At 39.0% G+C, this 26,140-nt stretch carries 30 protein-coding genes, 1 pseudogene and 1 riboswitch; of the genes and pseudogenes, 5 read left to right on the forward strand and 26 right to left on the reverse strand.

Annotation, left to right across the window (positions count from 1 at the left end; genetic code table 11):
- Nucleotides 1-96: 96 nt before the first annotated feature.
- Complete coding sequence (locus tag O3658_RS04420) at nt 97-909, forward strand: Cof-type HAD-IIB family hydrolase (RefSeq protein ID WP_371559554.1); 813 nt, start codon at nt 97-99, stop codon at nt 907-909.
- 126 nt (nt 910-1,035) lie between these two features.
- On the opposite strand, the gene O3658_RS04425 is transcribed toward O3658_RS04420, so the two are convergent.
- The 26 genes and pseudogenes from O3658_RS04425 to O3658_RS04550 all read right to left on the reverse strand — a co-directional run bounded on the left by O3658_RS04425 (nt 1,036) and on the right by O3658_RS04550 (nt 21,951).
- Complete coding sequence (locus O3658_RS04425; RefSeq protein ID WP_371559555.1) at nt 1,036-1,473, reverse strand: SP_0198 family lipoprotein; 438 nt, start codon at nt 1,471-1,473, stop codon at nt 1,036-1,038.
- A gap of 94 nt (nt 1,474-1,567) precedes the next feature.
- Nucleotides 1,568-2,806: a folylpolyglutamate synthase/dihydrofolate synthase family protein gene (locus O3658_RS04430; protein WP_371559556.1), complete on the reverse strand. Its 1,239-nt coding sequence runs from the start codon at nt 2,804-2,806 to the stop codon at nt 1,568-1,570.
- A 307-nt stretch (nt 2,807-3,113) separates the two neighbouring features.
- The gene (locus O3658_RS04435; RefSeq protein WP_000017624.1) at nt 3,114-3,419 is read right to left on the reverse strand and encodes a DUF1292 domain-containing protein; all 306 of its coding nucleotides are present in this window, start codon (nt 3,417-3,419) and stop codon (nt 3,114-3,116) included.
- 15 nt (nt 3,420-3,434) lie between these two features.
- Complete coding sequence (gene ruvX, locus O3658_RS04440) at nt 3,435-3,854, reverse strand: Holliday junction resolvase RuvX (protein WP_371559558.1); 420 nt, start codon at nt 3,852-3,854, stop codon at nt 3,435-3,437.
- A gap of 3 nt (nt 3,855-3,857) precedes the next feature.
- Nucleotides 3,858-4,124, reverse strand: a complete 267-nt coding sequence (locus O3658_RS04445; protein WP_000507060.1) for an IreB family regulatory phosphoprotein — start codon at nt 4,122-4,124, stop codon at nt 3,858-3,860.
- Between the two features lie 96 nt (nt 4,125-4,220).
- Nucleotides 4,221-4,793: an SP0191 family lipoprotein gene (locus tag O3658_RS04450; RefSeq protein WP_371559560.1), complete on the reverse strand. Its 573-nt coding sequence runs from the start codon at nt 4,791-4,793 to the stop codon at nt 4,221-4,223.
- Nucleotides 4,794-4,867: 74 nt separating this feature from the next.
- Nucleotides 4,868-5,266: a transcriptional regulator Spx gene (gene spx / locus O3658_RS04455; RefSeq protein ID WP_000591165.1), complete on the reverse strand. Its 399-nt coding sequence runs from the start codon at nt 5,264-5,266 to the stop codon at nt 4,868-4,870.
- 135 nt (nt 5,267-5,401) lie between these two features.
- Nucleotides 5,402-8,062 (reverse strand): magnesium-translocating P-type ATPase, encoded by a 2,661-nt coding sequence (mgtA, locus tag O3658_RS04460; protein WP_371559564.1) that lies wholly within the window; start codon nt 8,060-8,062, stop codon nt 5,402-5,404.
- A gap of 192 nt (nt 8,063-8,254) precedes the next feature.
- Nucleotides 8,255-8,408: riboswitch (M-box (ykoK) riboswitch) on the reverse strand.
- 53 nt (nt 8,409-8,461) lie between these two features.
- Entirely contained in the window at nt 8,462-9,523 is a 1,062-nt protein-coding gene (locus tag O3658_RS04465) for a M24 family metallopeptidase (protein WP_371559565.1), read from the reverse strand.
- Nucleotides 9,516-12,347 (reverse strand): excinuclease ABC subunit UvrA, encoded by a 2,832-nt coding sequence (gene uvrA / locus O3658_RS04470; RefSeq protein WP_371559567.1) that lies wholly within the window; start codon nt 12,345-12,347, stop codon nt 9,516-9,518. Before uvrA ends, O3658_RS04465 begins: the two co-directional genes overlap by 8 nt.
- 332 nt (nt 12,348-12,679) lie before the next feature.
- Entirely contained in the window at nt 12,680-13,072 is a 393-nt protein-coding gene (locus O3658_RS04475; protein WP_371559568.1) for a hypothetical protein, read from the reverse strand.
- Nucleotides 13,065-13,577, reverse strand: coding sequence for a Panacea domain-containing protein (locus O3658_RS04480; RefSeq protein WP_371559570.1), 513 nt, complete (start codon nt 13,575-13,577; stop codon nt 13,065-13,067). The genes O3658_RS04475 and O3658_RS04480 overlap by 8 nt, the downstream gene beginning before the upstream one ends.
- 713 nt (nt 13,578-14,290) lie before the next feature.
- Complete coding sequence (locus tag O3658_RS04485; RefSeq protein ID WP_371559571.1) at nt 14,291-14,629, reverse strand: hypothetical protein; 339 nt, start codon at nt 14,627-14,629, stop codon at nt 14,291-14,293.
- Nucleotides 14,616-15,038 (reverse strand): DUF1492 domain-containing protein, encoded by a 423-nt coding sequence (locus O3658_RS04490; protein ID WP_247952591.1) that lies wholly within the window; start codon nt 15,036-15,038, stop codon nt 14,616-14,618. The genes O3658_RS04485 and O3658_RS04490 overlap by 14 nt, the downstream gene beginning before the upstream one ends.
- A 247-nt stretch (nt 15,039-15,285) precedes the next feature.
- Nucleotides 15,286-15,705, reverse strand: coding sequence for a DUF1492 domain-containing protein (locus tag O3658_RS04495; protein WP_371559574.1), 420 nt, complete (start codon nt 15,703-15,705; stop codon nt 15,286-15,288).
- A 484-nt stretch (nt 15,706-16,189) separates the two neighbouring features.
- On the reverse strand, nt 16,190-16,702 hold the full coding sequence (locus tag O3658_RS04500; RefSeq protein ID WP_371559575.1) for a hypothetical protein: 513 nt from the start codon (nt 16,700-16,702) through the stop codon (nt 16,190-16,192).
- Between the two features lie 92 nt (nt 16,703-16,794).
- Nucleotides 16,795-17,328, reverse strand: coding sequence for a hypothetical protein (locus O3658_RS04505; RefSeq protein ID WP_371559577.1), 534 nt, complete (start codon nt 17,326-17,328; stop codon nt 16,795-16,797).
- Nucleotides 17,329-17,351: 23 nt separating this feature from the next.
- On the reverse strand, nt 17,352-17,828 hold the full coding sequence (locus O3658_RS04510) for a hypothetical protein (RefSeq protein WP_371559578.1): 477 nt from the start codon (nt 17,826-17,828) through the stop codon (nt 17,352-17,354).
- 434 nt (nt 17,829-18,262) lie between these two features.
- Nucleotides 18,263-19,492, reverse strand: coding sequence for an AAA family ATPase (locus O3658_RS04515; protein WP_371559580.1), 1,230 nt, complete (start codon nt 19,490-19,492; stop codon nt 18,263-18,265).
- Nucleotides 19,493-19,495: 3 nt separating this feature from the next.
- On the reverse strand, nt 19,496-19,651 hold the full coding sequence (locus tag O3658_RS04520) for a hypothetical protein (RefSeq protein ID WP_013903991.1): 156 nt from the start codon (nt 19,649-19,651) through the stop codon (nt 19,496-19,498).
- Nucleotides 19,644-19,910, reverse strand: a pseudogene (locus O3658_RS04525) (XRE family transcriptional regulator). The gene O3658_RS04520 and the pseudogene O3658_RS04525 overlap by 8 nt, the downstream one beginning before the upstream one ends.
- 1 nt (nt 19,911) lies before the next feature.
- A complete protein-coding gene (locus O3658_RS04530) occupies nt 19,912-20,121 on the reverse strand; it encodes a hypothetical protein (protein WP_371559583.1) in 210 nt (69 codons plus the stop codon).
- Between the two features lies 1 nt (nt 20,122).
- Nucleotides 20,123-20,323: a hypothetical protein gene (locus O3658_RS04535; RefSeq protein ID WP_371559585.1), complete on the reverse strand. Its 201-nt coding sequence runs from the start codon at nt 20,321-20,323 to the stop codon at nt 20,123-20,125.
- The gene (locus O3658_RS04540; protein ID WP_371559587.1) at nt 20,320-20,751 is read right to left on the reverse strand and encodes a hypothetical protein; all 432 of its coding nucleotides are present in this window, start codon (nt 20,749-20,751) and stop codon (nt 20,320-20,322) included. Before O3658_RS04540 ends, O3658_RS04535 begins: the two co-directional genes overlap by 4 nt.
- A 361-nt stretch (nt 20,752-21,112) precedes the next feature.
- The gene (locus tag O3658_RS04545) at nt 21,113-21,739 is read right to left on the reverse strand and encodes a Rha family transcriptional regulator (RefSeq protein ID WP_371559588.1); all 627 of its coding nucleotides are present in this window, start codon (nt 21,737-21,739) and stop codon (nt 21,113-21,115) included.
- A 14-nt stretch (nt 21,740-21,753) separates the two neighbouring features.
- On the reverse strand, nt 21,754-21,951 hold the full coding sequence (locus tag O3658_RS04550; RefSeq protein WP_371559589.1) for a helix-turn-helix domain-containing protein: 198 nt from the start codon (nt 21,949-21,951) through the stop codon (nt 21,754-21,756).
- Between the two features lie 164 nt (nt 21,952-22,115).
- Between O3658_RS04550 and O3658_RS04555 the strand changes: the two genes are divergently transcribed.
- The 4 genes from O3658_RS04555 to O3658_RS04570 all read left to right on the forward strand — a co-directional run bounded on the left by O3658_RS04555 (nt 22,116) and on the right by O3658_RS04570 (nt 26,138).
- Entirely contained in the window at nt 22,116-22,700 is a 585-nt protein-coding gene (locus tag O3658_RS04555; protein ID WP_138702109.1) for a helix-turn-helix transcriptional regulator, read from the forward strand.
- Between the two features lie 128 nt (nt 22,701-22,828).
- Nucleotides 22,829-23,680, forward strand: a complete 852-nt coding sequence (dinD, locus tag O3658_RS04560) for a DNA damage-inducible protein D (RefSeq protein ID WP_371559591.1) — start codon at nt 22,829-22,831, stop codon at nt 23,678-23,680.
- Nucleotides 23,681-23,855: 175 nt separating this feature from the next.
- Nucleotides 23,856-25,022, forward strand: coding sequence for a tyrosine-type recombinase/integrase (locus tag O3658_RS04565; RefSeq protein ID WP_371559593.1), 1,167 nt, complete (start codon nt 23,856-23,858; stop codon nt 25,020-25,022).
- A gap of 171 nt (nt 25,023-25,193) precedes the next feature.
- The gene (locus O3658_RS04570) at nt 25,194-26,138 is read left to right on the forward strand and encodes a magnesium transporter CorA family protein (protein ID WP_371559595.1); all 945 of its coding nucleotides are present in this window, start codon (nt 25,194-25,196) and stop codon (nt 26,136-26,138) included.
- Nucleotides 26,139-26,140: the final 2 nt, after the last annotated feature.

A 26,140-nucleotide genomic window follows, 5' to 3' on the forward strand; every position in this document is an offset into this window, starting at 1 on the left:
TATTATTCTCTTTATTTTCGCTTATTATCAGCTTTTCTAGTCACTTTCTGATATAATAGAAAACATCTTATCTGAAACTAGATTCGGGAGGATTTTATGACTAAAAAAATGATTGCCGTCGATTTGGACGGAACCTTGCTCAACTCTGAAAGCAAACTTTCTGATTTTACTATTGAAACGATTAAGAAAATCTCTAAAAAAGGCCACCAAGTTGTTATCGCAACTGGTCGCCCTTACCGTATGGCCAAAGATTTTTATGACCAACTTGAACTTGAAACCCCTATGATCAACTTCAACGGCTCACTAACTCACCTACCAGGTAATACTTGGAAACATGAAAAGTGTCTGACTGTGGACAAAAAATACCTCTTGGATATCGTGAAACGAAAAGAGGAGATTGAGGCAGACTTTATCGCAGGGGAATACCGTAAAAAGTTTTACATTACAGCCCCGGACAAAGAAATTGCCAACCCTAAATTATTTGGTGTTGAAAACTTTCGCCCAGAAAATCAATTCCAGTCTAACTTAGTGACCAAAGGGCCTAACTGTATTTTATTACAAACTAGGGCAGACGATAAATATGCACTGGCTGAAGAGATGAACAACTTCTACAAGCACCAACTCAATATTAATACTTGGGGTGGCCCTTTGAACATTCTCGAATGCACTCCCAAAGGAGTTCACAAGGCCTTTGCCCTTGAATATCTTCTCAATGTCATGAATATAGACAAACAGAATTTGATTGCTTTTGGTGACGAACATAATGACCAAGAGATGCTTTCTTTTGCAGGTAAAGGCTATGCCATGAAAAACGCAAATCCTGCTCTGTTACCATTCGCAGACGAGCAATTACCATTGACCAACGAAGAAGATGGCGTCGCTCAGTTTTTACAAGAACGATTTCTTTAATTTCACTCATTCTATGCTTTTTTGGTAGACATTAGCGACCTTAAAAGTATGGAATTTTTTTGAGCTCAAAGTAAACAAAAAAGGATTTGAATCCGTCTTTTACAGATCCAAATCCTTACAGAATATCTATTTTTTTAAGACAATACGATCAGAAACGCCGCGGCCCATGTCATCGATAATAATCTGGTTCTCTTCTGCCACATAAATCTTGACGTCATCACCGATGATGACTTTCTGATTTTCTGGTTCGAAGGTCACCTTCTTAACCTTTTGATCTCCGTTCGCTTCAACTTCTGTCCACGTTCCGGTATTTCCAGTGACTACAAGAGTAATGCTATCACCCTCGTCTTGTCCCTTGTAGGTCCCATCTATATTAGTAGTTGTGTCAGTCTTTGTACTAGTAGTAGAACTAGAAGCACTGGTTTCTGATACTTGACTAGTGCTCGCCTCAGAGCTAGTGCTTGCTTGGGATGAAGGTGTCGACTTAGTTGTTGACGAACAAGCAACTAAAAGACTAAGACTTGCTACAGTAGCAAGAGAAAGTGTAAATTTCTTTAGTGACATAATGTCTCCTTTCTTTCAGGAGCTAAGGCAGAAAAACTGCAGAACTATTCCACTTATACTATATCAAATAAAGGAAACAAGGTCAATCAAGCAACTATGTTTTTATAAGGTAGGCACGAACTTCAGATATAAAATAGAGGGAACCTGTAACAAACAGTAAGTCTTTCTCCCCTGCAGACTTTTCAAAATCATCTATAAAGTCTCGATAGGAAGCAACTCTATGATAGCCGCTCAAATCCTGCTCCTCCAAAGATCCCTGATAGTCAAAACTCGTCACATAGAGAGCTGTATCAGGTAAATGAGCTGTCAGATAAGCAAGCATGCCACTGTAATCTTTACGCTTTAAAGCACCAAAAAGGATTTGAGGTTGATAACCTTGCTGAATTTTTTCCTGGATAAATTCAACCAATCGTTCTAAAGCCGGTAGATTATGGGCACCATCTAGATAAATATGCTCCGTAACAGCTTCTAGACGCCCAGCCCAGCTGGTTGTTTTCAGAGCACGCCGGATAGCTTCCTCATTGACTTTTTCACCTCTCGCTGTCATAAACAACAGAAATGCCTGCAAAGCCAAAGCAGCATTCTCCTCTTGATAAGCTCCTTCCAAACCCAGTTTTAGTCGGGTCAAATCCGCTAGAGAAGAAAAAAAATGTCCTGATTTGAAAGAAAAATCTCGGTCAGCTTGGTAGAGAGTGACATCTAAATCTTCTGCTATCTTTTGACAAACGAGCTGGGATTCAGGAGCTAAGTTTGCAATCACTGCTGCTCTTCCTTGCTTAAAAATTCCTGCTTTCTGTTCAGCGATTTCTTCCAGACTATTGCCCAAGGTCTCCTGGTGATCCAGGCCGATTGATGTAATAACTGCGATCTCTCCAGTCACCACATTAGTCGTGTCAAGCAAGCCACCAATTCCAACTTCTAATAGAACTAGATCCACCCCTTGTTCTTTAAAATAAAGCAAAGCAATCACGGTTAACAACTCAAAAAAAGATAGCTGATCGTGTGTTTCTAGAAGTCTTTGCTCCATTTCCTTAACTTGATTTGCTAAACGGATAAAGTCTGCGTCCGATATGGGTTGACCATTGATACAAATCCGATCATGGATGCTAACAATGTGGGGCGAAGTAAAGGTCCCTACCTTCTTACCATGAGAAAGAAAGAGCTCTCTCATAAAGGCGATGGTTGAACCCTTTCCATTTGTCCCTGTCACATGGATAATAGGATAGGCTTGCTCAGGGTTCCCCAGCAAGTCTACCGCTCTCTGCATCCGCCCCAAACCTGATCTGAAATTCAAACCGATTCGACTATGAAGCCATTTTTCTACTTCAAACACGCTTAATCTCCTTAATCCTTAACAAAAAAGCGAAGATTCTCTTCGCTTTTTACTTCATTAGCTAGTATTTAATTCTAGTATGGGAGAAAAATGTCCCCCGGACGTTCTAACTCTCCCTAGTTTCTAGGAGTTGGGGTAAAAACATCCACTGGATATGCCTGCGTTTCTATTTTCTAGCGCAGGGCTAAACACGTCCACTGGACTTACCAGTTCTTTCTTATTTCAAGGAACTGGGCTGATACAGTCTCCCAGACTTACTTACGGTCTTTATTTTTAGCGTAAGGGTAAAAATGTTCACTGAACATTTTTACTCCTCCATAAAGCTGTTGAAGACTTCTTCAATCATGTTCCATTCATCTTCTGAATCTTCAGGGATTGGTTGCAATTCGCCTTCTGTTCCATCTTCATTTTCGATGAATGAGTATGCTTGGATTTCAACTTCACCGTTTTCATCTTCTTCTGCATTAACTGGTACAAGAAGAACATAGTTTTTACCAAATTCTTCTTTTCCATCAATAGTCAAAAGGATTTCAAATAAAGTTTCGTTTCCTTGCTCATCTACAAGTGTAATAAGTTCACGTTCTTCGTGATCGTGGTTGTGATCGTGTGACATAGTTTCTCCTCTGTCTTAAAATTTTCTATCTAAATAATTTTGCAAAATCAATTGAGCGGCTAATTTATCAATAACTTTTTTACGCTTATTGCGACTAATATCCGCTTGCTCAATCAACATACGCTCTGCAGCGACCGTAGTTAGGCGTTCATCTTGATACTCTACTGGTAGACCAAAGAGTTCTTCTAGTTTAGACCCATAGGCTTGACTGGCTTCTACCCGTGGTCCGCTGGTATTGTTCATGTTTTTAGGCAAACCAACAACAAAACGGTCTACCTTATAGGTAGTAACCAGTTCCTTGAGGCGTTCAAAACCGAACTCTCCCTGTTCTTCATTGATTTGGATGATTTCAAGTCCTTGTGCCGTAAAACCTAACGGATCGCTAATCGCTACTCCTACCGTTTTGGAACCAACGTCCAATCCCATAATTCTCATAGATTATAGATCGACTCCTTGTCCTTTAAGGTAGTAGCGAACCAGTTCTTCAACGATTTCATCTCGCTCATACTTACGGATTTGATTTCGTGCATTGTTATAACGAGGAACGTAAGCTGGGTCTCCACTGAGAACATAGCCCACGATCTGGTTAATAGGGTTATAGCCCTTTTCATTCAAAGAAGCATAGACATCTGTCAATGTTTCACTGATTTCTTTTTTATTGGAATCGTCCAATTTAAAACGTACGGTTTCTTCAGTAAATCCCATTCTAACACCCTCTTTCCTTAGAATAGTACTATTATAGCACATTCGCGGTCGTTCTACAAATCACACAGTCTGATTCTGCTGATTTTCTCTGGCTTTTTACTGGACTGTTGCCCCATTTGCAACACGATTAGCAATATAGTCCTCTGGTTCGTTTTTCAATAGATTTTCCAGTCCAACATTCTTCAAGTATTCGTTTTCACTTGCTTTTTTGAGATCCAGTGTTTGGAAATCATAGCTCGTCTTGGTTTCCATTTCTTTCTCATTTAAAAGAGTCGTTTCGATGGTAAATCCTGAAATTTTTCGAGCCGCTTGAACAGACTCATCCTTGTCCTCAGCTTCTTTAAGAGCTTTTTTAGCTTCATCTAATCCTCGCTCAGAAATATAATTTTTTAAATCTTCTGATACAGGACGCTTTTGCTGAATGGTCAAGCTTAAAAATTGATTGCCTTTGTAGGTAATGATTTGAGTTTGCTGAGCACCACTCTCATCAGCTGGCAAAACCAAGGTCTTAGTAACAACTGTATTCTTGGTCGCATTTTCTAATACGGGCAAGGTAGACTGTAGAGCTTCTTGAGAACTCTCAGTAGTTGAAGTTGCTGTTTCTTTTTTCTGACCACATCCAACGAGCAAAAATAGTGCTGCGAATGTTCCAATGACTAACTTTTTCATAAATCCTCACATGTTATCCAATTTAAAAATTTAAATATTAGAGAAGGCCAGGAGTCACTCCCAGCCTTGATGTTTTATAGAGCCGCACGTAAACGCGCTTCTGCATTTTCCACATTACGGACAGAGCGTGGCAAAAAGGCACGGATATCGTCTTCTTTATAGCCAACTTGTAGGCGTTTCTCATCTACAAGAATCGGACTTTTCAAGATACGTGGTGTTTCCATGATTAGGTTGAGCACTTCATTGACACTCAAATCTTCGATATCAACACCAAGGGCCTTTGCATAACGATTTTTCGATGATACGATACTTGCAATTCCATTGTCTGTTTTTGTCAAAATATCAAGTAGTTCTTCTCTCGTGATTCCTTCCTTACCGAGGTTTTGTTCTTTATAACTTAACTGGTGGGCATTGAGCCAGGTCTTCGCTTTTTTACAGCTAGTACAACTTGAGACTGTATAAATTTTGATCATGTACCTACCCCTTTCGCTACATGTTACTATCAGTTTAGTCTATTATACCATAAAAAACATCGGACTTGCGACCTATTTTTAAATTTTTTTGACTTTTTTCGTCATTTTCGCACTTTTTTCTTGACAAATCACAAACTATAGCCATTCCTTGTACTTCTTAATGTAAAATTTCTTAATAACTGTGACACTGAACATATACAAGAAAATAATACAGATTAAGAACAAGAAGTAAGGAAATCCTAAGGGTGCTAGACGAAGGATATTTACTAGTGGTCCATAAGGTAGGCTGGTTACGAAAAAGGCTGCAACCAGAGTCATCAAAATCACAAGCCAAGCTGGTCTGCTTTGTACAAAAGGAACTTTTGCTGTACGAAGCATATGGATGACCATAGTTTGAGACCACATAGATTCGATGAACCATCCTGTTTGGAACAAGATAATAAACTGAAGGGCAGATTCAGATCCATGGACATAATGATGGCCAGTCACCAAAGGAACAATGATAAAGTAGAGGAAGATAAAGGTCAAAATATCAAAGATAGATGAGATTGGACCCATCCAAACCATAAATCGCGTAATGGATTTTGCTTCCCATGTATGGGGTTGTTTAAGGAAGTCTTGATCCACATTATCAAATGGCAATGCCACACAAGACAAATCATAGACTAGGTTTAGGACAATGAGATGAACAGGGGCCATTGGCAGAAATGGTAAGAAAATACTCGCAACAAGGAGTGAGAAGATATTCCCAAAGTTTGAACTAACTGTCATCTTGATGTACTTGGTCATGTTGGCGTAGACCTTACGGCCCTCAACGATACCAGTTTCAAGAACCATGAGATCCTTGTCTAGCAAAATAACATCCGCTGTTTCCTTAGCGATATCGACTGCTGTATCTACAGAAATTCCAACATCAGCCACCTTCATGGATGGAGCGTCGTTGATTCCATCTCCCATATAACCAACGGCATGACCATTTTTCTTTAACTGTAAAATGATACGCGCTTTTTGATCAGGAGACAATTTAGCAAATACTGTTACACTTTCAACCGCTTCTGCCAATTCTTGATCTGTCATTTGGTCAATGTCAGCCCCTAAGAGCATATGCTCAACGTCCAAACCAACCTTTTCACAAATGGCTTGGGTTACTTTTTCGTTATCCCCAGTTAAAATTTTTGTTTTGACACCATGCTCAAGCAGAGCTTGAATAGCTGGTGCTGCAGATGGTTTTGGCGGATCCAAGAAGGCAAGGTAACCCGTAAGGATCATGTCACTTTCATCAGTCACAGCATAGGCATAATCTTCACGTAGACCTGACTTGTAACCAACACCTAAAACACGCAAACCTTGACGGTTTAATTGACCAACTTCTGCCAATACTTCTTGGCGAATGTCTTCGGTTAGGGGAATGATTTCTCCGCGATATTCCACATGAGTCGAAATGGTCAACATTTCTTCTAAAGCGCCTTTGGTAACCATACTAACGACATTGCTATCGTCTTTGACGATGACACTCATGCGTCTGCGTTCAAAGTCAAAAGGCAGTTCATCAATCTTTTGGAAGATGTTATCCAAATCTTGTAGAATAGCGTGTTCTTTGGCTTCTTTTTCGGTTCTACTGATAATGGCACGGTCCATCAAGTTTTTCAAACCGGTTTGGAAATGTGAATTTAGATAAGCTCTTCTCAAGACGGCCATATCCAAATCACCATGGATATCCAAGGGGTATTCTAAGACAATCTCATCTTGCGTTAGAGTTCCAGTTTTATCTGTACATAGGATATCAATTGCTCCTAAGTCCTGAATAGCATTAAGTTTTTTGATAACCACCTTTTCCTTGGCCATGATAATGGAACCTTTGGCCAAGCTGGCTGTGATAATCATTGGAAGCATTTCTGGTGTAAGTCCGACACCGACGCTCAAGGCAAAGACTCCAGCCTCTAGCCAGTCTCCATCAGTCAACCCATTTGCGAAAAACACGATCGGAACCATGACAAGCATCAAGCGGATCAAGAGCCAAGAAATGCTGTTCATTTCACGTTCAAAAGAAGTTGGTTCATCGTAGGTGTTGAGAGTCTGCTCAATGGCTCCCATCATGGTGTCATCACCAACTGCCAGAACCATAGCTGTAGCACTTCCCGAAATAACGTTTGTCCCCATGAATGCCAAAGATTCTGCTTCTAAAAGACTCTCTATATTTTGACTAGTGGCTTTATTTAAAGCAAGCTTTTCAACTGCATCACTTTCTCCAGTCAAACCTGACTGTTGAACAAAAAAGTCGCGGGATTCAAATAAGATGACATCTGCAGGAATCATATCTCCCGCACTCAATTTCACCAGATCTCCTACAACCAACTCATCGATGGGTAACTCTTGTTCAAGACCATCACGAATAACAGTTGCAGTGTTGACAATCATTTTTGAAAGATTGGTTGTTGCCTTGTCGCTCCGCAATTCTTGGACAAAACGGATACCTCCTGAAATCAAAACCAAGACAACGATAATGATAGAAGTCGTTGGATCCTCTTGACCAGGTTTGGCAAGCCAGACGTTTGTAACGAGAGAGATAAAGGCAATCACAAGCAAAATGATTGTGAAAGGATTGATAATGGACTCATAAATCTTTTTTAAGATGGAATCCTCTTGGCCCTTGGTGATGGTGTTTTCACCATATAGGTCACGATTTTCTTGAACTTGTTCTGAATCTAAGCCTTTTAGACTTGTATGGTAAAAAGCTAGACTATCTTTAAATGGAGTTTGAATAGCTGCTGCTAGTCTTTCTTTTGTAGTTTTCATTGGTTTCTCCTATCTGTATGAATGGTGATTTCATACACGGGGACCAATCACTTTATAAGGACAGAACGACACAAATCAGCGATTGGCTGTGTATGTGCGGTTCTGGATGATCGTCAATTTGCATCGTTTGTCTCCCTTCTTTGTTCTAAAACAGCAGAAAGTCCTGCCATAAAATGGCAGGACTAAAAAACTTATTATCCGTTTTCGTTCAAGCTTTAACTCCATAGGGCGATGTAATGAGCTTAGTCTTGACCTTCGCGACCAGGACTGTTGACCAACGAGTAGTGTCTCCACTGCTTTGCGGTAGTCATCCGTATCCCTATGGTAGCCTCACCTACCGTTTTCGCCTTTCAGTATAAACCTTTAACTAGTAAAAGTCAACGATTTATCTCATTTTTCTTAGATTACGATTAATTCTTTTGGAGCAAGGGTTAATAACTCACAACCTGTATCTGTAATCAAGATATCATCTTCGATACGAACCCCGTATTTACCTTCAATATAAATACCAGGTTCATCAGTCAAGACCATACCAGTTTTGATAACTTCTTTGGAAGTTTGGCTAAAGTAAGGTTCTTCGTGGATATCAAGTCCAATACCGTGCCCGATACCGTGAGTAAAGTATTCTCCATAGCCTGCTTCCACAATGATATCACGAGGGATTTTATCAAAGTCACGGAAACCTAAGCCATTCTTAGCTTGGTCTATCAGAGCTTGATTGGCCTTCAAAACGGTGTTGTAGATTTCTGCTTGTTCGTCGCTCACATGACCTAGGTAGATGGTACGTGTCATATCACTGACATAGTGGTCATAAAGACAACCGAAGTCCATAGTGATAGCTTCGCCTAGTTCTACTGGCTTGTGCATTGGATGGGCATGGGGTTTAGAAGAGTTGATCCCGCTAGCTAGAATCGTGTCAAAAGACAAACCAGCAGCGCCTAATTCACGCATACGGAAGTCCAGGAAGTTGGCAATTTCAATTTCTGTCTTCCCTGGCTTGATAAAGTCAAGAGCATCGTGGAAAGCTTGGTCAGAGATAGAGCATGCCTTGCGAATAGTCGCAATCTCTGTCTCGTCCTTAATCATACGAAGGGCTTCAACAAACTGAGTCTGTGGAACTAGTTCTAAACCTTCAAAGGCGGTTTGCATGCGATGATAATAAGAAACTGAAACCTCATCTTCAAATCCGATACGAGAAAGGCCCATGTCTTTTGCAATCTTTGCGATAGTTGCCAACTCATCACGTTCTGCAAAAATCTCAAAGCCAGTAACTTCTTGCTTGGCAGCGATAATATAGCGAGCATCTGTCACCAAGACCTGACGGTCACGGCTGATGAAGACTGTCCCATTTGAACCCCAAAATCCTGTCAAATAGTAGACATTTTTAAGGTTATTGATAATGATTCCATCTAGTTCTTTTTCTTGCATTTTATCTAAAAATGCTTGTACACGTTTATTCATGATGTAACTTTCCTTTCAAATACTGTCCTGTATAGCTAGCTTCATTAGCAGCTACTTCCTCTGGTGTCCCTGTTGCGATAATAGTTCCGCCACCAACACCACCTTCTGGTCCTAAGTCGATAATATGGTCTGCTGTTTTGATGACATCCAGATTGTGCTCGATTACGAGAACTGTATTGCCATCATCGACAAAGCGAGACAAAACGGTGAGTAGTCGAGCGATGTCCTCAGTATGCAAACCAGTTGTCGGTTCATCTAAAATGTAGAAGGACTTACCTGTCGAGCGCTTGTGGAGTTCACTAGCCAGCTTCATACGTTGAGCTTCTCCACCAGAAAGTGTCGTAGCTGGTTGTCCCAAGGTCACATAACCTAGACCTACATCCTTGATGGTCTGGAGTTTGCGTTGAATTTTCGGAATGTGTTGGAAAAATTCTACTGCGTCATTGACCGTCATATCCAAAACTTGCGAGATATTCTTTTCCTTGTAGTGAACTTCTAGGGTTTCACTGTTGTAGCGAGTCCCATGACAGACTTCGCAAGCTACGTAAACATCTGGCAAGAAGTGCATCTCAATCTTGATAATCCCGTCACCCGAGCAAGCTTCACAGCGACCGCCCTTGACGTTGAAACTGAAACGCCCCTTCTTATAGCCACGAATCTTGGCTTCATTTGTCTGAGCAAAGAGGTCCCGAATGTCATCAAAAACACCTGTATAGGTAGCAGGGTTGGACCTCGGTGTTCGTCCGATTGGACTTTGGTCAATATCTATCAGACGGTCGATATGTTCAATCCCTGTAATGGATTTAAACTTACCAGGCTTGTCTGAATTGCGATTGAGCTTTTGTGCAATAGCCTTTTTGAGGATGCTGTTAATGAGGGTAGACTTCCCTGAACCAGATACCCCTGTCACTGCAATGAATTTTCCGAGTGGGAAGCGAGCGGTGATATTTTGCAAGTTGTTCTCACGCGCACCTGTCACTTCGATAAAACGTCCATTGCCTACACGGCGTTCTGACGGTACAGGAATCGCGCGTTTTCCTGATAGATACTGTCCTGTGATGGATTTGCTGTTGCGAGCTACCTGCTTAGGCGTTCCTGCAGCAACAATTTCTCCACCAAAGACACCTGCACCAGGGCCAACGTCAATCAGATAATCAGCTTCTCGCATGGTGTCTTCATCGTGTTCTACCACGATGAGAGTGTTACCCAAATCGCGCATTTTTTTCAGACTGGCAATCAAGCGGTCATTGTCCCTCTGGTGAAGACCGATTGACGGCTCATCAAGGATATAGAGAACTCCTGAGAGGTTGGAACCAATCTGAGTCGCCAAGCGAATACGTTGACTCTCCCCACCTGATAGGGTTCCTGCCGAGCGGGATAACGTTAAATAGTTAAGGCCCACGTTATTGAGGAAAGTCAAGCGGTCCTTGATTTCCTTCAGGATAGGACGAGCGATAATAGCTTCATTTTCAGATAGAGTTAGTTGATCAATGACCTCCAAATGGTCTGCGATGGAGAGGTCTGAAATTTCTCCGATATGGAGCCCTTTTTCTCCCCCTACTCGAACAGATAAGGCTTGGTCATTGAGACGATAACCATGACAAGTGCCACAAGTCAGCTCGTTCATATAGAGACGCATCTGTGTACGAGTGTAGTCGCTATTGGTTTCATGATAGCGACGCTTGATATTTCCAAGCACTCCTTCAAATGGAATGTCGATATCACGAACTCCGCCGAATTCATTCTCATAGTGGAAATGGAATTCTTTCCCATCTGAACCATAGAAAATGAGATGTTTATCCTCCTCAGACAAGTCCTCAAAAGGCGTATCCATATCCACTCCAAAAGCTGTCATGGCTTGTTCTAGCATGTTTGGATAATAGTTAGAAGAGATCGGGTTCCAAGGCGCTAAGGCTCCCTCGCGAAGGCTCTTGCTAGCATCTGGTACGACTAAGTCCGTATCAACCTCTAGCTTGATTCCCAAACCATCACACTCGCTACAAGAACCAAATGGTGCATTGAAGGAGAAGAGACGAGGTTCTAGCTCTGGAACTGTAAATCCACATACTGGACAAGCATAGTGTTCTGAAAATAGCAACTCTGAATCATCCATGGTATCAATAACGACATAACCTTCAGCGATACGGAGAGCTGCTTCAATCGAATCAAAGAGACGACTACGGATACCATCTTTGATGATAATACGGTCTACCACCACATCTATGTTGTGTTGCTTATTCTTTTCAAGTTCAGGAACTTCGGTCACATCGTAAACAACTCCATCGACACGGACACGAACGTAACCATCCTTTTGAATTTTTTCAATCAACGTCTTGTGCTGCCCTTTTTTCTTACGAATAACAGGAGCCAAAATCTGCAGACGCTGGCGCTCTGGCAATTCCAAAACCTTATCCACAATCTGCTCTACAGACGAAGCCTTGATAGCCCCATGTCCATTGATACAGTAGGGTGTCCCTACACGTGCATAGAGAAGACGTAGATAATCGTTGATTTCCGTCGTTGTTCCAACTGTCGAACGAGGATTTTTACTGGTCGTTTTCTGGTCAATGGAAATGGCAGGGCTGAGACCATCGATAGAATCCACATCTGGCTTTTCCATATTGCCCAAGAACTGACGAGCATAGGCTGACAGACTCTCAACGTAGCGACGTTGCCCTTCTGCATAAAGGGTATCAAAGGCTAAACTAGACTTTCCTGATCCAGATAGTCCCGTCACCACAACTAGCTTGTCACGTGGAATTTCCACATCTATATTTTTTAAATTATGGGCGCGTGCCCCATGGATGACAATCTTATCTTGCATATTACTTCTTTCTAGTCCATTGTTGCTTTCCATTATACCAAAAAAAGTGAAATTCTATTACCAAAAAAGCCGATTTTGTAGTATAATTAAAAACTTCTTATGTTATGTTTCCTTAGAGTTCCCTAACCCTTATATCACGCGCTTTTTAATAAAAATCACTAACATTACTATTTACTACTTGCTCCCCCAAAGTACGCAAAAAGGGGAGCAAAAAAGCCCCACAAAAGGGCTAGGATTTGATGAGTTCAGCAGGCAAAATTTAGCACCCTTTGAAGGGTGCTTTTTATATAAGATATTTTTATAAAAAAACTATCAACTACGAACATTAATTTTTATTTCACATCAGAAATATACTCTTTAGCAAGACTGATAATATGTTCCCATAAATCAGGATAGCTTCCTTTCAAATTGGAAATTTCTGGAACTCCTAAATCATTTTGATGGATGGTCATAAACTTACCACAACGAATATGGCATTCATCTTTAGTCAACTTCAAAAGAGGATACATAATTTTTGTAACTTCAACATCAAACTTTGGATCGATATTTTTTTTATTGCTAATTGATGAAATTGGTAAAACAGTAAAATCACTGAATCCTGATTCATTTTCAGCTTTTAAAATAAGGACTGGTCGAGCTTTATACTTTATCGAACTAGTTCTGACATCATAATATGGCATCCGTGAAGACTTTATAGTACCAACAAGAGAAGAATTATCACGCAAGATAAACCTCCTCATTAAAGTCATCGAATTCATCTAAATACATATCATATTGATGGTCATAAACTCGGACTTTTTCCGCATCTTTTTTGATATCTTCTTTAGAAATGATTTTATTTCCGATTTCGCTATCGTTTAGACCATTACGGCTGTTTTTCCATGATAATTCTTCATGAGATAAGTTTCTAAGATACCACGCATCATATTGACTGTATTTATTGATAACGCTCTCAATGATGTATTTATCTGTTTCACTCAGTGATGAGCTATCACCATCGTAAGGAACATAGGATTGTTCAAAAAAATAGCGCAACTCTACAAGAACTGGTCCATGTACCCATCCCTCAAAATCGCTAGAAAAAAGGGATTCACCAGTTAAAGCAAAACTTTCACGTTGTGCGAAATACATCAACTTCTGTAATTTTAATTCTTGCGTTTCGAATCTTGAGTTAGACATTTGTTCATAAGCATAAATCAAATATTTTGCGACATCAATTGTCTTGCTCATAGCTTCTTCCTCCTTAGTCATACAAATAAAAACACAAGTACCACATCTGTCACTTGTGTTTGTTTTTTTGTTAAATTATATAACCATTTTTAATATAACTTTTTTTAAACTTTTTGTCAATGATTTTAATCATTTTTTGTAAACTAAATATGGTTATTTAGTTTTATATTATTGACGAAATATGTACATACTTTTCCATACTTTAGTTTCTGATTGCTGATAGGTATATTATACCATGAAGCGCGTGATATATAAGATTATAGCCTTACAAAAGCCCCCAGATTCGTTTCTAAGGGCTTTGCTATAACGAAGGATAGGCGGGACCGCCGAATGTCGCCCGCATTTCTCGACCCACTAGCTAAGTGGCGCGTTGGTGGCGGATACTTTTCAACCTCTATCCTCTATGCTTTTATTATATCACATTTTCTATTTATTGATGTTCAGGTTATCTCCAAAGAGTAGAGTCTCAATGTTCTTGTATTTAAAAGTTTTTTAGGTTATAATCTAAGCAATGAGAGTTACTACCCCCTACATTAAAGGCTTCGGCTGTGGGGGGTGTGTGCTCTCTTTTTTCTTTCAAAAATATCTATGATTTCATCGCCTACTACCAAGAAAATATTATAACCCCGTCTCTGCCAAATGTTCTATAACTTCCGTTTTTACTCGTCCGCTCCAAAACAAAGCGAAATAGGGGTAAAATATGAAGTTTAGGGCTACTCATATACTAACAAAACACCACCACGATAGATTTTAGCAAAGTCTAGCAGTATCTCAACCTTAAGACGTTCATACTCAGCTTTATCAATCTCTAGTGTCTCATATAACTGCCATAGCTTTAATCTCTCCCCTACTCTTCTTGTAAAGAGATTAGCGAATATCTCGCGCCTTAAATCATCCAGATTATCCTTGTAAACATCAATCACACCCACCAACTCTTCAGCTTTGGCTCTAAACGCTCCATCTTGACCATCTAGGCTCAATTTAATCAATGAGTGATAGCTTTTTAGAAATCTGTATACCTGTTTGACTGTCTCTTTTTTATCGATTTGCATTTTTTACCTTGTCCAAGTTCTCAATGGCTTTTTTCTTAATTCTGTAAATTTGTACTTTGCTAAAATTTAAATCATTACAGATTTTTATCATAGGGAAATTATTAAAGTATATCATTACCAATACCAACCATTCAACTACATCATCTAACTGATCTATCATGTCCATTACTTCCATACGTTCGCTAGTAATAGTTTGTATTTGCTCCACTATTTTATCTTTAAGTTCCAATGTTTCCAGTATCTTATCCTCGGTGGTATTGGTTTTGCTAGTTTTTACCCTTGTAGTGAATTGATTGGATCCAGATAATAGCCCATTGTCTAAACTCTGGTACTTTAGTTGCAGTCTCTGGATGAGGTCGTTCCCTTTCTTTACTCTTTTTAGTTGTTCCTCTATTTCTTTAATGGTCAAGTTGATACTCCTTCATGGTATAATAGTTTTAAGGAATAATTTATAAAGGAGTCAGCCCTGTGCTGTCTTTTTTACGTTTTCTAGGAGTTTGATTATATCCCCCTTAACATTCTTTGTCTCTAAAAGTATCTATATCTTAGGAAATCTTAGTGTTTTATCTCTAAAATAAGGTCTTGTGCCTTGCTATTTTAAAATGTAAAACCTAATCAAAACCTAGCCAAAACCTAACCATTCTTTGGTTCTAAAATCAATTCTCATTTACCATACCTGCCAAGTGTTCTATAGCTTCTTTTCTAGCCTGATATATCGAAGTTTTAGACTTACCTAATTCTTCAGCGACTTCCAAAACTACAAGATCATTCAAGTAAAAAAGTCTTAGGACAGAACGCTCAAGCGGATTGTCCAGTTTATCGATTAGCCCAGATATTGCCATTCTTTCCTCGGTAAGGCGCTCAATTCTCTGGAGTATATCCTCTTTTAGCTTCAGAACACTTATAAGATTGTCCTCTGTCTTGTTCTCTCTGCTTGTCTGCACCCTGCTATGGCTTAGTGTTGGCTTTTTGATAATACCACCTTCCAGGGCTTCCAATTCCAAATATAAGCCTTTGATCTCCTTGTTTATCCACTTAACGCCCTCTAGTTTTTCTTTTACCTGCTCTGGTGTCATGCCTTGGCCTCCTCTATGATATAATAATAGTGTTGAAATTATAGCTGAGGCGGAGCGCCTTGGCTTTTTGCGTTTTCTCTAGCTTCGCTCGAGGTTCATTTATTCCCTGGGAAGTATTTCCCGTGAGAAAAAATGTATAATGACGGTGTGAAGTTCGCTAGCGCCTAGTGGGAGGGGGATACCCCCCTATGTTATAAAATTGGATAATTGAGTAGTAGCTTTATCGGTCAAAAAATCAAGCTAAACACTTAGTAAAACCACATGCTACCATCTTCAAAAACATTTCAAAAAGGGAATTTTCTGCACAAAAGAGGGCAGCGTTCTTATATCCGAACAATACCTACCCCCGTTTAAAATTAAAGGGGGTATCTCTGCCTCTTATCTCATAATCATAGTTGTTAGGTATCTTGTAATTGAACTGTTGTAACTGTGATCTTTATTTAGATTTGTTTGAAAATGTTCCAAAAAACTACTTCATATTGTCTCACAATCTCAATCCATTCAGCCAAAAACTATCTCCTTTCTTGGTATAGTTCACAAACTTTTGATAATGCTTATAATACTTGTCACGTTTCATATACTTTGGTCTTTCAGGAAAACTGTCAAACATATATCCGCCACGTTTGGGACTCCAACCTGGTTCCACCTTTCTAGCTTCCCTCAGTGCTCTCTCCCAATAGTATTGGCAATCTGTCTTACTTCGGTTCAGTGTTGATTTGTGTATTTTCTGGCATGATCCACAACCATATAGCAAAAGTCTCTTATAGAGTTTTCTGCATCGATTACCACAAATAGGACAAAGAAAGAAGTAGCGATTACCTCCCTTGGTTCCTGGTATACTTGCTAAATCAAAATGATTGTTTCCAAAGGTGATATATAGATTATCTAGGTCTATCTCTAGTTTTCTACCGTCCAACTCAGCTATTCCATAACTAATATTCTTGTCTTTCATTGGCTTTATAAACGTTTCTATGGTTATTGATTCTATAATTTCCATTCATTCAAAATACCTTTATATAGAAAAACCCAAATCAATTGGGTTAGTAGTAATAAAACCACAAAAAGAGGCTGGTGCCTCTCTTGATAGTTCTAGCTTTCTGCCTCTGCCACATAATCAGCAAGGCCTTTATATTCCCCTTCTACGTCCAATTTTTGGAGTAAGCTAATACTTTCATCGCCCAGCATTTCCAAAGTACCAAAAGCGGTCATAGAGTCCATAGGGATAGGCTTATCAGAAAGCAAGCGATCAGCATAGTCTAATAGCTCCAGCTCGTAGGCTGTGACCTTTTCCAGCAAACTCTCAAAGTCCTCTGACTCTTTGAGTTGAAGCACGCGCTCCTGTTTGTAACGTTCTTCAAATGCTTCATCGTCCACTGGTTGGTTGTAATAGTCTTTGAAACTGTCACAAATACGCTTGAAGGTCTTGTTTAGTTTGTTATCCTCCACATACTCAGCTACCAGCGTTCCCTTATCCTTATGAGTTATTGAAATAGATGGTACTTCATAAGTTCCAGTCATATATCCCAGTAGCGCGTGACCTGCAACCATAGCAGTATCTAGGTCTTTAAATTCGTAAGTGAAAGTAAATGTTTTTGCTTTATCTGAAAATGTTTTTAATGTCATGTTGTTTCTCCTTTTTCTATTTTTCAATAATCAATACCAACAAATTTTTTACGGTTATCGAGAACAATATACCCCTGTTGTATAGCTAAAATTACAAAATATTTTAGTAGTTGATTTTCACGCTTCAAGGTCTGGATAAGCTCACTGTTTTTAAAAGTTTCCCATTCAGAAATATAAGAAGCAGAACCTCCATCTTGTGGCGGAAGAAGATCCAATTCACTTTCTTCCATCTTCTCGTATATCTTTTTTGTGATGCACCTTAAACGTGGAGTTTTAGAAAGCAACTCCCTGGACTCCTTTCCATAATTCTTACCTTGCCACTTACAAGTAGCTTTGTCAAATACTAAATATTTCCTCACTCTATCAAAAATATACCTCATTGGTTCGTTATCACCAGCCCACTCAATAACTTCTCCAATATTTTCCATGTAAGACATTGACTTGAAAGCTAAAAAATTTTTGTCTTGGATAACTCGTTTATTTAATTTATTTTTTACCACTAGTTCCCTACTCCACTTTTTACAATATATATCCGCGCAACGTGGAAGTGTTAAAGGACAGGGTTACAGGGGGCGTAGCTCAATCGCCCCTGTTCCTGTTCCTTACTTCCACATTTCACGAAAATTGGACAAACTAGAATTGACGCTAGGCTATTCTAGTCATGTCCCTCCTTTTACATCTGTAAAATTTACAAACCTTTACAAGTCTTTACAACTCCTAAAAAATCCAATAATACCAACGCTTTTTGAGTTATGCTTTATATTTTACAAGTGTAAAAAAATAATTGTTTTACATCTTTTACAATGAGTTGTAAAGAAGTGTAAATTTTACGTTTGTAAAGGTGTAAAATCATGTAAAATTTTTACACTTTTTTTACAACTTTTTACAACTTTTACATTTGTAAAGTTTACAACTCTTTACATATTTAAAGTTGTTAATAAGCAGGATTTTCTTGTATCATTCCATCGACGACCACTATGTTATTATCGGATTCATCAATCAATTTGTCTAAGGTAGGTCTGCTGATTTTGGCAAAACGAGAAAGCTCTGACTTATTGGGTAGTCTATTATTCGCCTGTTCAAAGTTTGCTATCATAGATTTTACTTTGTTTGTCGCTTTTTCTTTCGTTTCTTCATTAGCCCATGCTTTTTCTTTCTGTTCTTTTGAAAGTGGTAACCCTGGTTCGTGATAGGCTAATATTTTCTCCTTATCATTTATCAACTGTGGATAGTAGAAAAGAAAATTTTTCTCCCCGTCGTAATCAGCTTCCGAGGTAACTGCTTCAAGTCTCCAATAAGTTCGCGTTTTTAACGGCAAATCTATGTTATCAAAATGTTTTAGAATTTCCTGCGTCTGTTCAGTAGGTAAATGTTCTAGCGCTACCTCAATATGATTTCGTAGATCCTCGCTTGTTGCTCTCTTGTTTTTAAAACTGATATAATCATTTGTTACGTTTAGCTGAAAATATCTTTTATTGTGCGTAGTCATTACATTCTTGGCCAAATCCCAGACAGCTTCTAGCCTCTCTAGGCGTAACAATTCTGGATCTAATTCCATCTTGAAAAATTCCAACAAGCTATCGCAATGAGCTAGAGACTCTGACCACTGCGCAAAGTCTGAACTTTCCGTAGTCCCTTTCGGTCTATCTCTATGACTTTGTGTATAGATCAGGCCACCGCCTACGTGTTGGGTAATCTGTTGCAAATAATCCCCTAAGGAGCCCCCGAACTGCAGTAATTTTAAATTATCAATACTATCAATAATAACCACTTGAAAAGCGTTGTTTGGTACTTTATCTTTTACAACTTTGGCTAAATCTTCTAAGGCCGTTGACTTTGGAAGAGTTAAGATAGAAATATTGTCAAGATCTTTTTGCTCAACTTCTAAAAGTTGGGCAATCTGCATGAACTTACTAAAACAGTCGTTTTCTTTATGATTCGTATTGATATACAAGACGTTGAAAGCTCTTTTACTCTTCCACTCTAGCCAATTACTCCCCTGAGCTAAAGATAGAGCTAGGGAAATAACTACGCTAGTCTTTAAGGATCTTCTTGGCGCCGATATACCCAATACTTGCCCGCGTCTCAACAATCCTGTCAAAATGCTAGCAGATGGCCCTATTGTCTCAGCAGGAACTTGTCCTAGTTTTTTAATTTCTGTCATTGGTTATCCTTTCTGGTTTTTCAATCGTTTCTTTTTCATTTTCTTTAATTGTTGTAACTCTTTGCGTTGCTCAAGCGTTAATTGTCTATTTTTCCAAGTGTAGCCGTTGGTAGTCCGGACAGATTTTCTCTGTCCGGGGAATCTTTCAAAGCTAGCCATTTTCTACCCCCAGAAACTTCCAGATGTCAGAAATTCTATAATAGATTTTCCTAGTGTCTTCTAGTGGGGGCTGGTATCGTCTTAGCCCAGCATCTTCCCACTTTTGGAGTGTCTTGTACTTTATATCTAACTCGTCCATGACCTCCTAGGCTGAGATTAACCCTGTCAATCGTGGTTTGACTGTATCACGGCTTTTTAGATAACGCTCAATAGCTTCTAATATTTTTGTTTTGAGTTCCTCAATCATCTTTTCAAACATACTAGCACCCCCACGGTCTCACCCCTGCAAGCTGGATATATCGGCCATAATCAGGGTTTAAATCCTCGCTAGGTGTTTCTATCGTCTGCTTGCTTTCTCGCTCAAATTGGGCGCTTTTTTTGCGGTCTCGGTGGTTTAGATAAAGCAGTAAGCCAATCAACACCACCATGAAGATAACTGCTTGTGTATTGGTCAAATCTAATTCATTCATGTTATGCCCTCGCTTTGTAATTCTTGATATAGTCCACTTGGTCGCTTCGTTCCATCTTCAGGAAGTCGTCCACCTCTTCAGTGCTTACTTTTCGATCTACAAAATCAGCGATGAACTGGAATAGGTTTGGATTTCTTGCCTTGATCTCAGCCATTTGTTTATCAAATTCTGATTGTGTCATGTTATCTAGGTCTAGAGTCATTTCAATAGCCCTCTTTCTTTCAAATCCTTTATAATCAAGCTACGTAAATACGTCCAGGTTGAAGCTGTTGTGTGATTGATCCCATTACTTAAATTGTTTTCTTTTATTGCTCTATCTAAGAAACTGAATAGCAACCAGTCAGGAGCTTCACCATGCCTTTCTGTGCATTCATCGTCATATTTTTTTAATTCTCCAAGTAGGTTCTCAACATTGCTATTAAAGAAATCCTCATGGCTTCCCTCTTGCTTTTTATATGCCTCAGATAATTTGTAAAACTGAATCCATAACTGACTAATTGCTGATCTACAATCTTCAGCAATTTCTGTTGCTCCATGGTGTTCCTTGGATAAATGCCACTCTGATAAAATATCTAGCTTTTCCTCTACAAGTCCCAGCTCTTTTTCAAAATCTTTAAAGTATGTGTCCATGTTTTTTACCTCTGTTTCTATGTTTGTGTAATCGCCTTGATGGGCTTTTTAATGCCTTTTACTATCCAGGATATCCTCACACTCAAAGATGGCCGTCGGAGAGTGTGGGGATTTTGAATGGTTGTTTCTTATACATGATTTCCTCACACTCAGAGTCGCCAATATTTGAAAGCGTGAGAAAGTACCAGTTTAAAGAGTTGGCGCTCTCCGTATGGTCAAAATGTCCTAAATATGCTATAATCTAGGTATAAATCTTTACTAAAACCTCTTTAATAATAGCTTGCCTGCTTTGTTAAATTCGTTTTAGTGTTAGTGTGAAAGGCTTTGCGGTGTGGTTATTGCTAAGCCTTTTTTGTTGTTCTCACGCGCTTCTTTGGCGTGCTTTTTTATTTCTGAATGCCATAGCTTTGATTTCCTGATAACTCATATTCAAGCCAATCATGGCTATTACCATGTCCTCAAATGCCTGGTACTGTTCCAACTCGTCACTGGTCAAGCTATCAATGCCATTGTAGCCCCCACGTTCTTCCCTTAACTGCTTAGCGTTCCTGTCGGTTACTGCTTTCAGTAGCAAGTTGTTCATGGTGCTATGCGCGTGCTTTGGTGCTTGTTCCCAGTTCTCAATACTGTCATGCAGTGTTTTTCTTTTTGGCTTTTCTAGCGCTCTCTGCATACGAAACTTAGAAAGTTCCTCACGCATTTCAAAGAAGGCTTTGACTAGGTTCATCTTAAAACGCCTTACTGGCTCGGTGTTCTTTAAGAATGTGATCAGCAATGTTGCTTGTTGCTCATTCAAAATATAGTCTTTCGTCTGTTGTCCGCTTTGTAAAGGTCGCATTTTAAATGACACCTTTCCAAATTGCTCCAGACGTCCAATTTGTTTTCTAATGTGTTCCTGTATTGCATGGTGTTTTATTCCAGCACATTCAGCTATGATTGCACTCGTAGTATACGGCTCTTTCTTTCCGTCCATGTAGACTAGTTCCATTGGTTTGTTCCTTTCTATTCTTCTGGTGTCAGTAGTTCATCAAGTGTGACTCCTAAATAGTCAGCAATCTTTAGCAAGGTTTCAATATCTGGGCGCTTAGTACGCTCATAGTACAAAGCTATCAAAGTGCTTTTTGCGATACTTGTCGCCTTGTGTACGTCTGAAACCTTTTTTCGTTGTTTCGCTAAAAGAACACGAAAATTATTTTTCATATCCCTAACCCTCCTTTTTTGTGTTTTTTAGAAAAATTGAAGCGTTAACGCTAAAATTATATCTCTGATTATACACTATATTTTTATTGTGTCAAGTAAAATAATTAAAAAACTTGAAAAAAATTAGCGCATAGGCTAAAATGTTTTCAAGGAGGAGTTTTCTTATGCTTCGTAATAATTTAGCTAAATTGATGATTGATAGAGGTATCTCGGCAACTCAATTATTTAATGACACTGGTATAGCACGCTCTACCATTTCAAAAATTTCAAATAATAATACAGATAAAATAAGCTTACAAACCATTGATAAAATTTGTAATTATCTAGAGGTTAGCCCTTCAGAATTTTTTGATTTTTGGCCTTATGATGTAAAGGTACAGTGTGGTTTTATTAATTTTGATTCTCTAGCGGAAGTAAAAGAGAAATGGAAGGCAATACCAGACTTTAAAGAACCTGCTTTTCTATTAATTGAATTCACTAGAGGTAAAAATATAAAAAAAATTCTTGAGTATAGATTTAATTACATAGAGGAATATGAACCAGGTATTCCATTTAACAATGGATATTTAGATAGTATTGTTCTGGACAATTCACCGTCAGAAACGAGTATTTTTGATAACATGCCTGTTCAATTTCAAAATGAATTAGTCGAAGAAGTAAAAGAAAAATTATATGAAACTTTTGAAGTTCTGCCATTTTCACCAACGATAGAGAATTTGGATCTATTCACCCTCAGCGGTCTGTTCTAAACCCACGCGCCACAATGTCCAACAATCCTGAAGCGCGTGTTTTCTCTTTGTTCGCTCGGTGTTCGCTTGACACCTATCACTTCAATAACGCCAGTAACTACCTGTATTTTAGAAAGGATACTTTATTCATGGAAATCCAACAATACGATGAACTAACTTTTGAAAACATCAAACATATAGACGAAAATGGAGTAGAATTTTGGTATGCCAGGGAACTACAAACCATTCTAGAATATATGGAGTGGCGTAACTTTAACCAAGTTATAGACAAAGCAAAAATAGCCTGTGAAAACTCCGGAGAGCGCGTGGTTACCAATTTTGTTGACGTCAACAAAACTGTACAACTTAATTTTGGAACGCGAGAAATTGCAGATATTAAACTATCACGCTATGCCTGTTATTTAATTGTACAAAATGGCGATCCTAGAAAAGAAGTCATTGCACTAGGGCAATCATATTTTGCTATTAAAACTCGTCAGCAAGAATTACACGATGATTTTAATCGACTGACCGAAGATCAAAAACGAATAGCTATTCGTGATGAAATTAAACGCCACAACAAATCATTAGCTGAATCCGCTGGCAATGCTGGCGTTAAAAACTTTGGCCGATTTCACAACTCAGGATATCAGGGGTTATATGGTGGGTTGAATATGCAGGATATCCATAACCTCAAAGAACTAAATGAAGGTGAACATATTTTAGACTTTATGGGAAGTGCTGAATTAGCTGCTAACTTATTCCGTGCTACTCAGACCGATGAAGTTCTACGCCGGAAGAATATAAAAGGCGAGGAATTAGCGAATAGTACACATTTTAACGTAGGGCGAACCATTAGAAATACCATGAAAGAACTTGGGACAACCATGCCGGAGAATCTCCCTACTCCTCGTGAAAGTATACAAGAATTGAAAAATAAACAAAAAGAACTTGAAAAACAAGCTGATAATAACCAACTTTCATTATTTGATGATATGTAATAGCGGGCAATATAAGCCCTATATCCGTCTTATTCCCAACTCTGGTAATTTACCGCCTGACTCTTTAAACTCGAATACAGGGCAATCTGTGAAGCCCTAGCATGATATAAACCACAATCTAAAACCTTTTTAATAATAGCTTGCCTGCTGATGTATTTTAGAAAGGTTTATCATCATGAAAATAACTGAAGTTATAAAAAAAGACGGTAGTAAAGTCTATCGTGCTAATGTATATCTAGGAGTTGACCAGGTAACAGGAAAGAAAGTTAAAACTAAGGTAACGGGGAGAACACAAAAGGAAGTTAAGCAGAAAGCTACTCAAGAAAAAATTGCTTTTCAAAAAGCAGGATCTACTAGACAAAAAGCTAGTACCATAAAAGACTATCAAGAATTAGCCACTCTCTGGTGGGAAAGTTATAAAAATACGGTTAAGCCAAACACTCAAGGCAATGTTAGAAAGCTAATCGATAATCACATATTGCCTACTTTCGGGGAGTATAAGCTCGATAAGCTCACTACTCCACTTATTCAGTCAATTATCAATAAACTTGCAGATAAGGCTAATAGAGGGGAAAACGGGGCTTTTCTACACTATGACATGATACACGCTTTAAACAAACGTATCTTACAGTATGGCGTAACCATGCAAGCGATACCGTCCAATCCTGCTCGTGATGTTGTTTTACCTCGTAACACTCAGAAAGCAAAGCGAAAAAAAGTAAAACACTTTGATAATCCAGAATTAAAAAAGTTTCTTGGTTATCTCGATAATTTAGATAGCGATAGATATCGTTACTACTATGAGGCAACGCTCTATAAGTTCCTATTGGCTACTGGTTGTCGCATCAATGAAGCTTTAGCCCTTTCCTGGTCTGATATTGACTTAGACGGTGCCATTGTACACATCACCAAAACACTAAATCGGGATTTAGAAATCAATAGCCCAAAATCTAAGGCTAGTTATCGGGATATAGATATAGATCAAGCGACTGTTAGCATGCTGAAACAGTACAAACTACGCCAAACTAAAGAGGCCTGGAAGATAGGACAACGTGAAAGCGTGGTATTCTCGGATTTCATTCATGAATATCCTTGCAGTTCAAAACTTAAAAGAAGATTGCTAACACATTTTAAGCGTGCTGATGTTCCTAACATTGGCTTTCACGGATTCCGTCATACTCACGCTAGTTTATTGCTTAACTCTGGCATTCCTTACAAAGAACTTCAGCACCGTTTAGGTCATTCTACTTTATCCATGACTATGGACATTTATAGCCACCTCTCAAAAGAGAACGCAAAAAAAGCAGTCTCATTCTACGAAACTGCACTAAAAGCACTATAAGGGGAGCAAAAAGGGGAGCAAATTCCAAAATCAACTTTTCAAGACAAAGTAAAAAGCCAATAACAACGGTACTTTTGTAAGATTTTATTTGAAAAAAGCCGATTTTGTAGTATAATAGTACGGTGTCAAAAATCACTGCAACACGGATTAGATTAGGAAAGGATAAGAGATATGAAGCAGATCTTTCTCTCAACAACAACTGAATTTAAAGAGATCGATACGCTCCAGCCGGGCACTTGGATCAATCTCGTCAATCCTACTCAAAGCGAATCGATGGAAATCGCCTCGGCCTTTGATATTGATATCGCCGATCTCCGTGCACCGCTCGATGCGGAAGAGATGTCACGTATCACCATCGAAGATGAGTACACCTTGATTATCGTAGACGTCCCAATCACAGAGGAAAGAAATAACCAGACCTACTACGTGACTATTCCCTTGGGGATTATCATCACAGAAGAGGCTATCATCACTACCTGCTTGGAGTCTCTACCACTTCTTGATGTCTTTATCAATCGTAGACTTCGCAATTTCTATACCTTCATGCGGTCGCGCTTCATCTTCCAAATCCTCTACCGCAATGCGGAGATTTACCTAACTGCCCTCCGTTCAATCGAACGTAAGAGTGAGCAGATTGAGAGTCAACTTCACAAATCTACTCGAAACGAAGAATTGATTGAACTCATGGAGTTGGAGAAGACTATCGTCTACTTCAAAGCTTCACTTAAGACAAACGAGCGCGTGATTAAAAAATTGACCAGCGCAACTAGCAATATCAAGAAATACCTTGAAGATGAAGACTTACTGGAAGATACTTTGATTGAAACGCAACAGGCCATCGAGATGGCGGACATCTATGGAAACGTCCTTCACTCTATGACAGAGACCTTTGCTTCTATCATTTCAAACAACCAGAACAATATCATGAAAACCTTGGCACTTGTGACTATCGTTATGTCCATCCCGACCATGATTTTCTCAGCCTACGGAATGAACTTTAAGGATAATGAAATTCCTTTAAACGGAGAACCGCATGCTTTCTGGCTCATCGTCTTTATCGCCTTTGCTATGAGTGTTTCTCTCACTCTTTACCTCATCCATAAAAAATGGTTCTAACA

The organism is Streptococcus sp. 27098_8_69, assembly GCF_041432445.1.
GTDB lineage: Bacteria > Bacillota > Bacilli > Lactobacillales > Streptococcaceae > Streptococcus.